This is a genomic window from Methanoculleus sp. (genome assembly GCF_036677455.1).
Lineage (GTDB): Archaea > Halobacteriota > Methanomicrobia > Methanomicrobiales > Methanoculleaceae > Methanoculleus.
The window spans coordinates 1-11,541 of sequence record NZ_JAVBWL010000045.1 but is presented as its reverse complement, the minus strand read 5'-3'; the positions used below and the strand labels follow the sequence as shown (position 1 = coordinate 11,541).

Below are 11,541 nucleotides of genomic sequence, written 5' to 3'. Positions count from 1 at the left end.
CCTCACTTCAACAGATCCGCGAGCTGCCGCATCTCCCGGATATGGTACTGCCCTTCGGCCGTCGGGGTGCCGGCATGGCAGAAGACGAACTCCGACCCGAAGAGGGGCAGGATCGGGCGGACGTAGCGGAACTCGGCGCCCATGACGCTCGTACAGATAGGTTTCTGCGCCCGGTGGGTGAACGTGACGAGGTCGAGGAGGTCGTCCCGGGTCCGGGGCTTCACGACGATCTTCGGGATGTCACCGTAGAACCTGAGCAGTTCCTCGATCTTCCCGAGCTCCGGCAGGGTGGGCATCTCGGTCGTGTGCAGCGACGCCAGGATCTGGACGCCCTCTCCCTTGATGAACGGCGCGTGGTCCCTGTAGCGCGCCTCCACGTCCACGAGATCGACGTATCGTGCTATCGGCCCGATGATCCGGGCCCAGAGGGCGGCGTCCCCGACGAACCGGCCCCCCTCATCCCTGCTCCTGAGCGTGGCGATCAGGGGGATGGCGGTCTTCTCCCGGATCGCACGGACCTGGTCCTGCAGGTCCCCCTCCATCCGGTCGAGCCGGACCTCGATGAACGTCGGGCTGTACTCCACCACCTTGTCGATGACGCCGACATCCTCCACTGAGACGACGATCTTCATATGCACCGGAGGTATACCCGTCCATCATTAAAAAGTCTCTTCGCCATCCCCGTCACTTCCCCACCGCGCCGCAACGTTCCAGCATGGCGGCAACCATCCCGTCGAAGACCCCCGGCAGCCGCTCCCGGAGGACCGCCACCCCGACCTCTGTGACCCCGCCGCCGGTCGCAACCTCACCGACCAGGTCCCCCGGCACCCTGCCGGTCTCCCGGAGATAGGCGGCCGTGCCCGCGACCATCTCCGTCGCGAGCAGGAGTGCCCGGTCCGGCGGGAGGCCGCTTGCACGGGCTGTCGCGCCGGCCAGTTCCTCGATGATGGCGGCAAGCAGCCCCGGCCCGCAGCTCGACAGGAGTGTGGCCGCCGCGAGGTCCTCTTCCCTGACCGGCATCACGTCCCCGATGGACGAGAAGACCTCCTCCACCCGGCGAGCATCGTCCGTCCCCACCCGTTGCCCGTGGCAGACCAGCGTCGTCCCCTGCCCGACCGTGGAGGTGATCGTGGGGATGACGCGGGTGACCGGTCCCGGATAGAGCGCCTCAAGGTCTCCGAGGCTGACGCCGGCGGCGAGCGAGACGATATGCTCGTCCCCGTCCAGCACCGGCACGATCTCGCGGAGGACCTCCCGGATCTCCTGCGGCCGGACAGCGAGGATGATCGTGCGGCACCGCCGGGCGAGTTCCCTGTTCGTTTCCGCGACGTCGATCTCCGGCCATGCGGCGGCGCATGCGTCCCGGCTCTCCCGGCTCCGGGACGCGACCACGACCTCGCCAGGAGAGAGCGCCCCCGACGAGAGAAAACCCTTCACCAGCATCCGGCCCATGTGCCCGTAGCCGATAACTCCTGCGCAGTCCATACTCCTCTCCATATCGCCCGCTCTCCAAAAAAAGATACGCGCCGCCGGGTATATAGGCCGGCCGGGAGAATGGTACCGCACAGATGCCGCACGATCACCATGGATCCGGGTCGCCGGAACTGCTTGCACCGGCCGGGTCGCCGGAGGCCCTGTCCGCCGCGGTCGCCGCCGGCGCCGACGCCGTCTACCTCTCGGGGAGGCGGTTTGGGGCGCGGCACTTCGCAGCGAACTTCTCCGACGAGGAACTCCGCTCCGCCGTCGATTACGTGCACCTCCACGGCGTCAGGGTCTACGTCACCGTCAACATCCTCGTCCGGGAGGCCGAACTCCCCGACGTGGCCCGCTACCTCCTCTGGCTCTACGAGACCGGGGCCGATGCCGTCCTGGTGCAGGACGCCGGGGTGGCGTCGCTCGCCCGGGAGGTTGTCCCGGACCTCCCCATCCACGCCTCGACCCAGATGACGGTCCACAACCGTGAGGGCGTCATCCGGGCTGCACGGGAGGGTTTCTCCCGCGTGGTCCTCGCCCGGGAACTCACCCTCCCCGAGATCGAGGGGATAGCAGGGGAAGCGGAGGCACGAGGGGTCGGCATCGAGGTCTTTGCCCACGGTGCGCTCTGCTACTGCTACTCGGGCCAGTGCCTCCTCTCCTCGGTCATCGGGGGGCGGAGCGGGAACCGGGGGATGTGCGCCCAGCCGTGCAGGAAACCCTACCGGCTCGTGACCGCCGGGAAGGACGACTACGGGCGCCCAAAGGACCTCCGAACCGTGCCCGGGCGGGATCGCTACCTCCTCTCGACGCGGGACCTCGCGGTCTACCCCTCCCTGGACCGCCTCGTGCGTGCACCGGTGGCGTCGCTCAAGATCGAGGGGAGAATGCGGTCGCCGGAGTACGTCGCGACGGTGGTGAGCATCTACCGGCACGCCCTCGACGCGATCGCCACCGGGGAGGCCTGGTCGCCCTCGAGCGAGGAGATGCGGGACCTTGCCCTCGCGTTCAACCGGGAGTTCACGGAGGGATACCTCCTCGGCGCCTCCGATATCATGGCCCGCGACCGGCCCGGGAACCGGGGTGTCCTCCTCGGCACGGTCACCGGATACGACTCGCGGAGAGAGGAGGCGACCGTCCGGCTCGCCGGCGCCCTCGTACCCCGCCCGGGGGACGGGCTCGCCTTCTGCACGGACGACCCCGACGGGGATCTCGGCGCGGTCGTCCGGAGCACCCCCACCGTCCGACACGCCGCAGTACGGCTCTCCGTCCCCGCGCCGGTGGGGGAGGGCGCCCGGGTATTCCTGACGAAGAGCGCTGACCTCGAGGAGCGGGCAAAGCAGGTCATGGCAAAACCCCTGCCGCAGCTCGCCATCGATCTCACGGTCACCTGGGAGGACGGCACGCCCTGCCTGGAGGGTCTCCTCCAGACCGGCGGCGAACCGCTCCGGGTGCGCTACCGCCCGGACCTCCGGATGGAGCCGGCGCGGAACCGGCCGCTCACCGGGGAGCAGATCGCGGAGCAGCTCGAAAAGACTGGGGGAACGCCGTTTACGGTCCGGAATCTGGACCTCCGCTACCCCGGCGGGCTCTTTACGCCGCTCGGCGAATTGAACCGGGTCAGGCGTTCATTCTTAGAGAGGGTCGAGGAGGCCGTCCTCGCCGCCCGCCGCCCGGACCCGGATGCAGTGCAGGCGGCCCGATTCCGGGCCGAAACGGCGGTTTCCGGGCTGACGCGTGCGGCAGGACCGGGACGAGAACCCCGTCTCCCGTCGGTCGCGGTCTACACCGACACGCTTGAGGGTGCCGGGGCCGCCGTCCGGGCGGGTGCCCGGACCGTCTATATCGAGGTCGCGACCCCGGAGATCCTCGAAGCGGCCGCCGCCGTCTGCCGGGAAGCGAATGCCGACCTCGTCTGGAAATGGCCGTCGATCACCCGGCAGGGGTTCCTCGACACTGCGGCCCCGCTCCTCCCGTCGCTCTACGACGCAGGCGTCCGCGGGGTGATGGTGAGCGGGACCGGGGCGGCGGACGCGGTCCGGCGGGCAGAGCCCCGGCTGGACCTCTACGGCGCCGCCGGGCTGAACGTCTGGAACCACCGCACCGCCGCGGAACTTGCACCGCTCTTCCTGCGGTGTACGGCCTCCCCCGAGCTCCCGGCCGCCGACCTGGCAGGTCTCGCGGCGGCGGTCGGGGACGCCCCGCTCCTTGAGGTGCTCGTGCAGGGGAACATCGAGGCGATGGTGACCGAGGACCGGCTGGCAGCGGCGTTCGAGGCCGACCGTTTCCTCGGGCTTGAGGACCAGCGTAAGCGTGTCTTCCCGCTCCGGCGGGACGGTGAGGGGCGGACCTATATCGCAAACGCCGTCGAGACCTCTCTCATCGATCACCTACCCGATATCGCTGCGATGGGTATCGACGCCGTCGCCATCGATGCCCGGGGCCGGGGAGAGCACTACGCCGGGGAGATGACCGCCCTCTATCGTGAAGGGCTTGAGGCCGTGGGCCGGTCCGACGCCGGCGTGCTCCCCGCACTCAAGGACGAGGTGAAACGGCGGGCGCTCGGGGGCATCACCGGCGGGCATTTCACCCGGGGACTTTCAGGGTGAGCGCCCCCACAAGTTAATATCAAGGGAAGCAACCTATCAGTCAGACGTGATGGAGAATGGTTTCACCGTTGATTCTGGTCAATCTCAAGACCTATAAGGAGGGAATGGGCAGTAACGCTCACCGGATCGCCGCTGCGGCCGAGACCGTGGCAAGAGAGAGCGGCGTCATCATCGGCGTCGCGCCGGTCTTCACCGAACTTCACCCGATGAGCCACCACTACGCGATCCCGGTCTATGCCCAGCATATCGATGCGATCGCTCCCGGTGCCCATACCGGCCATATCCTCCCCGAGGCGGTCCGGTCGGCAGGCGCCCGCGGCACCCTGATCAATCACTCCGAGCGCCGTCTCACCCTGGCCGATATCGACGCCTGCATCCAGGCTGCACGAAGGCTCCACCTCGAGTCGGTCGTCTGCACGAACAACGACGCGACAAGCGCCGCCGCCGCAGTCCTTCGGCCCGACTACGTCGCGATCGAGCCCCCGGAACTGATCGGGAGCGGCGTCTCCGTCTCGAAGGCCGACCCGGGGATCATCGAGCGATCCGTCAACGCTGTTTCGGCGGTGAACCCGGACGTGCGGGTCCTGACCGGGGCGGGCATCCAGTCCGGCGAATGTGTAAAGATTGCCGTCGACCTCGGGACCAGCGGTGTCCTTCTCGCATCAAGCGTGGTCAAGGCCGACGACCCCGAGGCCGTCCTCCGGGACCTGGTCTCGCTGCTGTAAAATCAGGTTATCAGGGATATCAGGTCGTGCTTGGTGATGACACCCTGCACCTCTCCTTTATCGAGCACCATGACCGCGTGGCTGTGATGCAGGAGGTGGACGAGCGTATCGATCGGCGCCGTCGGGGGAACCGTCGGGAACCCGGGCTCCATGTAGTCCTGCACCAGCCTCCGGTGCGTCTGGTGGAGGCCGCCTTCTTCCATGGCGTTCATGATCGCTGATTCGGAGATGCACCCGACCGGCACCCCTCTCTCGAGCACCGGCAGCTGGGAGATGCCGTTCTGTCCCATGATCTCGACGGCACGCCCGACGGGGTCACCCGGGGCAACGGAGAGCACGGGTTTGTTCATCACGTCGGCCGCCGTTATGCCTGAGTGCTCTGCCGCCTGCAGGACTTCCACGATCCTCGCAAGCGTGCTCACCCTCGGGTCCACGCTGCCTGCCTCGATCCGCGCGACCATGGACTGACTGATTCCGGCCATTCGGGCTACATCCGCCTGCTTTAAGCCCATACGGAGCCGTTTCTCCCTGAGTTCAGCCGGGGTGGGTATCTCCATCTTATTACTATAGGTAATTTTTTCTTATATACCTGCTCCTCCGTCGCGACAGGATCGCGTCCCGTCTCCTTGCCGGCACAGGTTGATATAGCGCAAGGTTTCATGGAGTGATATGGCCGTAAACAGTGAAGAGCAGCAGGACGTCCTTCTCAAGGTCAGGGAGATCCTCTCGACCTACCACACCCGTGAGGCCGTCCAGAACGAACTCACGTCTCTCGGGTTCGTTGTCAGGGCGGAGCACGGGGACGTCGTATCCATGGAGAATGCGCCCATTGAGATCTTCGTCCATATATCCATGAACGACCGGAACGAGATCGTCGACTCGCACGTCGTGACGTTCGATGAGATCGACCTGAAACCGAAGAGATAGGTTACGTTCCATCAAGAAGAGGGCTGCACGAGCAGGGAGTGGGAGGAGTAAGCCTCCTTCTGTTCGGTGCGGCATTCAGCTACGCGCCATACCTGGGCGGACACCAGACTGTCCATCTGCCCTATTCTGGCTTGCACCCGCAGGGATTCACCGTTTCATCGTTTCCCGCCGCTACGTTCAACGAGTTATCGCACGGAAGAACCGCGCTTCTCGCCCCCCCGGAGGGAGGCTCGGTCGTTTCATCACTGACGGCGGGCCGTGTCGTTTCTGTTTCATTGCCGTGACTCTCGCCACCCGCACTTGCATGCGGCTGCGTATCTGGCCGGTGGGAGGACTTTCCTCAGCAGCACAGGATGTGCCACCGTCGGCCGCACTCTCTCTCTCCCCGGTACTATTCGACCGGGAGAATATATACCTCTACGGGTACCCCGCCCGGGCCGCCTTCCCTCATCCGGCACCGTGGACCTCCCGTGAATCCTCCCGGATCGACCGCGCATATCCCGGATCAGGGATAGATTTATATGCTCGCCGCCGGTTTTTACCCCTGGCGTTATCACCATGGGGGGGAGTGAGGTATCTACACAGCTAGAGCTCGCGGCAATATTCGCGGCGTTTGTTGCCGTCACAACGCTCTTTTCGTTCGTCTCGATCGGAGCAGGCTCTATGAACGAGGGGTCGTCGCCCGGTACTGGCGCGTACCCGGTCCTGGCCGCGGGCGAACCGCGTCTTGCACTGGTGGGGGGTGTCACCGGGTTCTCGTCGGTCCCGGCACTCTCCGGCATCTCTATCGACACCCTTGCCTTTGTCGTCGCGAATACCGGGGAGGACGGAGCGGTCGATCTCTCCCGGGCCAGCGTGACGGTCCTGGCAGGAAACTACCTGGAGGTCTTCAGGCTCTCCACAGATGCCTCTCCGGTCCCGGGCACGTGGACGGCAGCACCGCTCGGGGACGGGGATGGTGACGGCGGCACGCTCCTTCCCGCCGGTGAGGAGTGCACGGTCCAGCTTCGCCTCGACCGCTCCCTCCCCGCCGGGGAGGCCCTGACCGTCAAGGTGCGCCTCGAAGGGGGCCTGCCCTGCTCGATCACCGGCCCGGCCGGGGCTCCCGGCGCCGGCACCGCCGCCTCTTCTTCTCCGGAAGACTAAAAGTATTCAATATCATACGACCCATTTTGATGGAAATGCTGACCCCGGAAGAAGGCAGAACGGCAGTTCGTCTGGCACGAAGTGCCATCGAGAAAGCCGTCGGCGGTGAACGGATGACGCTGCCTGCTCTTTCCCCTATCTTTGGGGAGAAGCGCGGCGTCTTCGTCACGATCAAGCGGGGGGGAAACCTCCGCGGATGCATCGGCCTCCCCTACCCGATAAAACCACTCGGCGAAGCGATCGTCGAGGCGGCCGTCTCGGCTGCTCTTGAGGACCCCCGGTTCCCGCCGGTATCGCGGTCGGAACTCGCCGGCCTCGACCTCGAGGTGACGGTGCTCACCGTGCCCCGGCCGCTCGAGTGCCTGCCACAGGAGCGTCCTGCCTGCGTCGAGGTCGGGAAGCACGGCCTGATCGTCAGCGGTCTCGGGACCGGAGGTCTCCTCCTCCCGCAGGTCCCGACCGAGTACGGCTGGACCAGCACCGAGTTCCTTGACCAGACCTGCGTCAAGGCCGGGCTCCGGCCCGGGTGCTGGAGACAGAGCGACGTCGCCGTGCAGACCTTCGAGGGGCAGATATTCGAAGAAAAGGCGGTTTAACCCGAATGGCAATTACGTTTGAGGTCCTACACAAAGATATCGCAGGGAGGGTCGGCAGGCTCAGGGTGAACGAAAAAACGGTCCGGACGCCTGCGCTCCTCCCCGTCGTCAACCCCCACCTCCCCCTGATAACCCCCCGCGAGATGCAGGAAATGGGCGTCGAGGCCCTGATCACGAACGCCTACATCTTCAGGCGGAGCACGGAGTATCACGACCGGGCGCTCGAGGAGGGGCTCCATAAGGTCCTCGACTTCGACGGCGTCGTTATGACCGACTCCGGCTCGTTCCAGCTCTCCGTCTATGGCGAGGTCGAGGTGAGCAACCAGGAGACGCTCGAGTTCCAGCAGGCGATAGGAAGCGAGATCATCGTTCCCCTGGACATCCCCACCCCGCCGGACGCGGGCAGGGAGCGGGCGGAACGGGAACTCGCGGTCACGATGGAGCGGCTCCGGGAGGCGAGAGAACTCTTTCCCGACGCGAACCTCGCCGGGCCGGTGCAGGGCGGCATCTTCCCCGACCTCCGCGAGGAGGCCGGACGGGCCGTCCAGGACCTCGACCTCGCCTTCGCTCCCATCGGTGCCGTGGTGCCGCTGATGGAGAACTACCGCTACCGGGACCTGGTCGAGGTCGTCCTTGCGGCCAAACGCGGCCTCTCCCCGGCAACCGCCGTCCACCTCTTCGGGGCGGGCCATCCGTCGATGTTCGCCCTCGCTGTCGCCATGGGCTGCGACCTCTTCGATTCGGCAGCATATGCTCTCTTTGCCCGGGAAGGGCGCTACATCACCACGCATGGGAGCCTCAAGATCGACGAACTCGCGGAACTCCCCTGTCCCTGCCGGGTCTGCCGCTCGATGACCGCCGACGAACTCAGGGCGTCCGGGGACCGGGAGCGGCTGCTCGCTCTCCACAACCTCCACGTCAGCCTTGCGGAGATCGCCCGCATCCGGCAGGCGATCCAGGACGGGACCCTCTGGGAACTGGTCGACGAGCGGTGCCGGAGCCACCCGCGGCTGCTCGACGGCTACCGGGAACTCCTCGCCCACGCGGCCGATCTTGAACGTGACGACGCCGTCTCGAAGCGTCGGTTCTTCTACCGGGGCTCGGAGAGTTGCCGGAGGACGGAGGTGCTCCGGTTCCACGAGGTCATCGGCCGCATTCCCGTCGGTGAGCGGGTGCTGGTCTCGTTTGACGCGCAGGGGGCACCCGGGTTCGATACGGTGCTGAACTTCAAGCCCCCCTTCGGGCCCTACCCCACGGAACTTGCGGAGACCTTCCCCGTCGGCCAGAGTGAGGTCCCGGAGTGGGACGACGATATGGTCCGGTCGGGGTGCGCGGGCATCCGGGCCCTGATGGAAGCGCACCCGGAAAGCCGGTTTGCTGTCCGGTGCGGCGAGGCGTGGGCGCGTCTCGTCCATGAAGAGGTCCCCGACGCGGAGGTGTACCATGAGCAGGTATGAGGCGGTGAAGCGCGACGGCCTCGCCCGGATAGGGACCTATGCGGAGGGGGAGACGAGCGTCTCCCTCCCCGCCGCGCTCGATACGGGCACCCTCTTTTCCGCACTCAGGGAGCGCCCGTTCTCGAACGTCCCGCTCGGTGCAGATGAGGCGTTCGTCCGCGACTACTTCTCGCCCGGAGAGGGGCAGCCGGTGGCCGTCCACCCGCTCGCCGCCCCGGCGGAATCCGGCGACTGCGTCCTCGTCGCAAACTGGCATACGGCGCAGAAGAACCCCCGGAACTACGCCGGCTGGCTTACGACCTTAAAAGAGAGCCTCCCGCCGGACACCGCGTGGTACGCCCCGGCCTCGGCGCTCCCCTCGACTGCCTGCCTCCTCGTCTACTCGGGCTTCGACCTCTTCGATTACCGGGCCGTCGACCTCGCGTCCAGAGAGAAGCGGTTCTGCCTGCCGGAGGGTGAGTTCCCCGCTTCGATGATGGAGACCGCAGTCTGCGGGTGCGAAGGCTGCCGGGACGGCGACCTTGTGCGGCACAACCGTCTCGCACTCGACCGCGAACTCGCCCTCGTCCGCCACTACATCGAGGCCGGGCGTCTCCGGGAGCTGATGGAGTCCCGGTGCCGTGCGGACGCCGCACAGGTGGGCATCCTCCGGTTCCTCGACCGGAACTACGCCCTCATGGAGCGCTCCCTCCCGGTGGTGCGGGCGGTGCCGATGCGGGCCAACACCGCCGAGTCGCAGAACCGTGCGGAGATCCGGCGGTTCGCCGACCGGGTTATCGAGCGGTTCGTCCCGACCCGGACGGACGTCGCGGTCCTCCTCCCCTGCTCGGCGCGGAAGCCCTACTCGCTCTCCCGGAGCCACCGGCTCTTCGTCAACGTCGTGGACCGGAGGGCGCACGAACTGATCGTCACCTCGCCGCTCGGTCTCGTCCCGAGAGAACTCGAGCGGGTCTACCCGGCGGGTCACTACGACGTGCCGGTGACCGGCTACTGGGACCGGGAAGAGTGCGCCTTCATCGCCGATATCCTGGCCCGCTACTTCGCCGCGCACCCCTACCAGAGGGTGATCGCCCACCTCGACGGCGGCGCGCTCACCGTCGCCGAGATGGCGGCAGAAGCCTGCGGGTTCGACCTCGAGGTGACCTGCCAGGGCCACCCGACGGCGCCCGCCTCGCTCCGGGCCTTGAACGACGCCCTCGAGGGCGAGCGGCGGATGCAGACCGACACCATCAAGGGCACGGTCTCCTGGCAGTTTGCGACCGATATCAACACCAGAGGCCTCCAGGTCCGGGGGAGGAGCATGCAGATGGCAGTTCTCCGCGGGAAGCAGCAACTCTTCAGCATCGATGCCGGGACCGGGCTCTTCCGCCCGACGTTCGAGGGCTGGGACCTGATACCGGAGGGCTACCGGGTCAAAATCGATGCCTTCGTGCCGCAGGGCGACGTCCTTGCCCCGGGGATCACGGACTGCGACCCCCGGATACGGGAGGGCGACGAGGTGCTGGTGGAAGGGCCGCTCGCGGTCGCCACCGGGAGGGCGATGATGGGGGCGGACGAGATGCTCCGGTCAAAGCGCGGGGTCGCGGTGAGAGTGCGGAAGACGAAGAAGATCGCGGAGTGAGGAGGTCGGGGGGGTTCGGTCCCTCGTGGCTCATGTTTTGTAGCGGTTAACCATGAAACCGCTACAGGGCGTCGTTTTTTGTGCCTGCGGCATCAGGTAACACAGTCAAGTGAGTATAGAGCCCGGTACAGTGGACCTTGGGGGCTGCGCACCTCTGATGCTCGAGATCCTGTCCTTCGGCAAGTCGCTTATCGCCATTTGGGGAACGACGCTCCGCAGGAGCGGAGTTCGAGCACCGCCAGGTGCGAAGTGGGGCTGACGGGGAGTGCGAGCGAAGCGAGCTTGAGCACCGATAGGTACGAAGGGGGGAGCATCCCCCTCCCCTGTCTCTACCCCAGAAGGCCATACCTGTGCCCCCACCCCGCCCGGCCTCTGGCCTCCTCCCCCGCCCCGCGGGGCGGGGGCAGTGCGGGGCGATAAGCGATGGTTCGGAGAACCGGAGCTAGAGCACCGAAGGTGCGAAGCCGGTGGAAATCCGTGTTACGGAAATGTGCGAGTAGCAAGAGATTTAACCCCCGCAGGAGGTCAAACACGTTCCCGATACACACGGCCTCAAATCCGCACTGTAAGTCTTAATTTAAAAAAATACAGAATTCCCTGCTCCAAAATACCCAAAAACCTCTTACTTCTTCGGGACGAGCTTCACCGCCGTCCCGTAGGCGAGGAGCTCGGCTGCGGTCGCCATCGTCTGGGAGGTCGTGAACCGGATGTTCACAACGGCATCGGCCCCGAGGTCGCGGGCGGCGTTCGCCATCCGGTTGTATGCCTCGGTCCGGGCGTCGGAGAGCATATCGGTATACTCCTCGAGTTCGCCGCCGACGAGGCTCTTTAAGCCCGCTGTGATATCCTTTCCTATGTTCTTCGTCCGTACCGTGTTGCCGAAGACCACGCCCAGGATCTCTCCCACGGCGTAGCCCGGCACCTCTGCAGTCGTTGTCAGTATCATGGTGTCACTCTTTGATCGCTTCGATGGTCCCCTCGCGCCCC

11 protein-coding genes and 1 other RNA gene are annotated in these 11,541 nt (G+C 66.3%); 7 read left to right on the top strand and 5 right to left on the bottom strand.

Annotated elements, in window-relative coordinates:
* Positions 1–2 precede the first annotated feature (2 nt).
* Positions 3–632 carry a type I 3-dehydroquinate dehydratase gene (locus tag V6K60_RS10730; protein ID WP_332450518.1) on the bottom strand — a complete coding sequence of 210 codons (630 nt, stop codon included), beginning with the start codon at positions 630–632 and terminating at the stop codon, positions 3–5.
* 52 nt (positions 633–684) lie between these two features.
* A complete protein-coding gene (locus tag V6K60_RS10725) occupies positions 685–1,485 on the bottom strand; it encodes a pyrroline-5-carboxylate reductase family protein (protein WP_332450517.1) in 801 nt (266 codons plus the stop codon).
* Positions 1,486–1,568: 83 nt separating this feature from the next.
* Here V6K60_RS10725 and V6K60_RS10720 point away from each other — a divergent pair, with 83 nt between their 5' ends.
* Positions 1,569–4,082, top strand: coding sequence for a U32 family peptidase (locus V6K60_RS10720; protein ID WP_332450516.1), 2,514 nt, complete (start codon positions 1,569–1,571; stop codon positions 4,080–4,082).
* Between the two features lie 56 nt (positions 4,083–4,138).
* Positions 4,139–4,807 (top strand): triose-phosphate isomerase, encoded by a 669-nt coding sequence (gene tpiA, locus V6K60_RS10715; RefSeq protein ID WP_332450515.1) that lies wholly within the window; start codon positions 4,139–4,141, stop codon positions 4,805–4,807.
* A 2-nt stretch (positions 4,808–4,809) separates the two neighbouring features.
* Here the strand turns inward: tpiA and V6K60_RS10710 are convergent, their stop codons facing one another.
* A complete protein-coding gene (locus V6K60_RS10710) occupies positions 4,810–5,364 on the bottom strand; it encodes a CBS domain-containing protein (RefSeq protein WP_332450514.1) in 555 nt (184 codons plus the stop codon).
* Positions 5,365–5,476: 112 nt separating this feature from the next.
* Here V6K60_RS10710 and V6K60_RS10705 point away from each other — a divergent pair, with 112 nt between their 5' ends.
* Positions 5,477–5,734 (top strand): hypothetical protein, encoded by a 258-nt coding sequence (locus V6K60_RS10705; RefSeq protein WP_332450513.1) that lies wholly within the window; start codon positions 5,477–5,479, stop codon positions 5,732–5,734.
* Between the two features lie 36 nt (positions 5,735–5,770).
* Here V6K60_RS10705 and rnpB read toward each other — a convergent pair.
* An RNA gene (rnpB, locus tag V6K60_RS10700) (RNase P RNA component) lies at positions 5,771–6,118 on the bottom strand.
* A 279-nt stretch (positions 6,119–6,397) separates the two neighbouring features.
* Here rnpB and V6K60_RS10695 point away from each other — a divergent pair.
* The 4 genes from V6K60_RS10695 to arcS are packed head-to-tail and all read left to right on the top strand — an operon-like array spanning position 6,398 to position 10,554.
* A complete protein-coding gene (locus V6K60_RS10695; protein WP_332450512.1) occupies positions 6,398–6,880 on the top strand; it encodes a hypothetical protein in 483 nt (160 codons plus the stop codon).
* Positions 6,881–6,909: 29 nt separating this feature from the next.
* Complete coding sequence (locus V6K60_RS10690) at positions 6,910–7,476, top strand: TIGR00296 family protein (RefSeq protein ID WP_332450511.1); 567 nt, start codon at positions 6,910–6,912, stop codon at positions 7,474–7,476.
* Between the two features lie 5 nt (positions 7,477–7,481).
* On the top strand, positions 7,482–8,933 hold the full coding sequence (gene tgtA / locus V6K60_RS10685; RefSeq protein ID WP_332450510.1) for a tRNA guanosine(15) transglycosylase TgtA: 1,452 nt from the start codon (positions 7,482–7,484) through the stop codon (positions 8,931–8,933).
* A complete protein-coding gene (arcS, locus tag V6K60_RS10680; RefSeq protein WP_332450509.1) occupies positions 8,920–10,554 on the top strand; it encodes an archaeosine synthase subunit alpha in 1,635 nt (544 codons plus the stop codon). Before tgtA ends, arcS begins: the two co-directional genes overlap by 14 nt.
* Before the next feature lie 622 nt (positions 10,555–11,176).
* On the opposite strand, the gene V6K60_RS10675 is transcribed toward arcS, so the two are convergent.
* Positions 11,177–11,500 carry a YbjQ family protein gene (locus tag V6K60_RS10675; protein ID WP_332450508.1) on the bottom strand — a complete coding sequence of 108 codons (324 nt, stop codon included), beginning with the start codon at positions 11,498–11,500 and terminating at the stop codon, positions 11,177–11,179.
* Positions 11,501–11,541 lie beyond the last annotated feature (41 nt).

What these genes read in the sequence shown, in the direction of transcription:
- V6K60_RS10730 (WP_332450518.1), bottom strand. Translation starts at nt 632, where the DNA reads ATGAAGATCGTCGTCTCAGTGGAGGATGTCGGCGTCATCGACAAGGTG.
- V6K60_RS10720 (WP_332450516.1), top strand. Translation starts at nt 1,569, where the DNA reads ATGCCGCACGATCACCATGGATCCGGGTCGCCGGAACTGCTTGCACCG.
- V6K60_RS10690 (WP_332450511.1), top strand. Translation starts at nt 6,910, where the DNA reads ATGGAAATGCTGACCCCGGAAGAAGGCAGAACGGCAGTTCGTCTGGCA.
- V6K60_RS10725 (WP_332450517.1), bottom strand. Translation starts at nt 1,485, where the DNA reads ATGGACTGCGCAGGAGTTATCGGCTACGGGCACATGGGCCGGATGCTG.
- V6K60_RS10705 (WP_332450513.1), top strand. Translation starts at nt 5,477, where the DNA reads ATGGCCGTAAACAGTGAAGAGCAGCAGGACGTCCTTCTCAAGGTCAGG.
- arcS (WP_332450509.1), top strand. Translation starts at nt 8,920, where the DNA reads ATGAGCAGGTATGAGGCGGTGAAGCGCGACGGCCTCGCCCGGATAGGG.
- tpiA (WP_332450515.1), top strand. Translation starts at nt 4,139, where the DNA reads ATGGTTTCACCGTTGATTCTGGTCAATCTCAAGACCTATAAGGAGGGA.
- V6K60_RS10675 (WP_332450508.1), bottom strand. Translation starts at nt 11,500, where the DNA reads ATGATACTGACAACGACTGCAGAGGTGCCGGGCTACGCCGTGGGAGAG.
- tgtA (WP_332450510.1), top strand. Translation starts at nt 7,482, where the DNA reads ATGGCAATTACGTTTGAGGTCCTACACAAAGATATCGCAGGGAGGGTC.
- V6K60_RS10695 (WP_332450512.1), top strand. Translation starts at nt 6,398, where the DNA reads ATGAACGAGGGGTCGTCGCCCGGTACTGGCGCGTACCCGGTCCTGGCC.
- V6K60_RS10710 (WP_332450514.1), bottom strand. Translation starts at nt 5,364, where the DNA reads ATGGAGATACCCACCCCGGCTGAACTCAGGGAGAAACGGCTCCGTATG.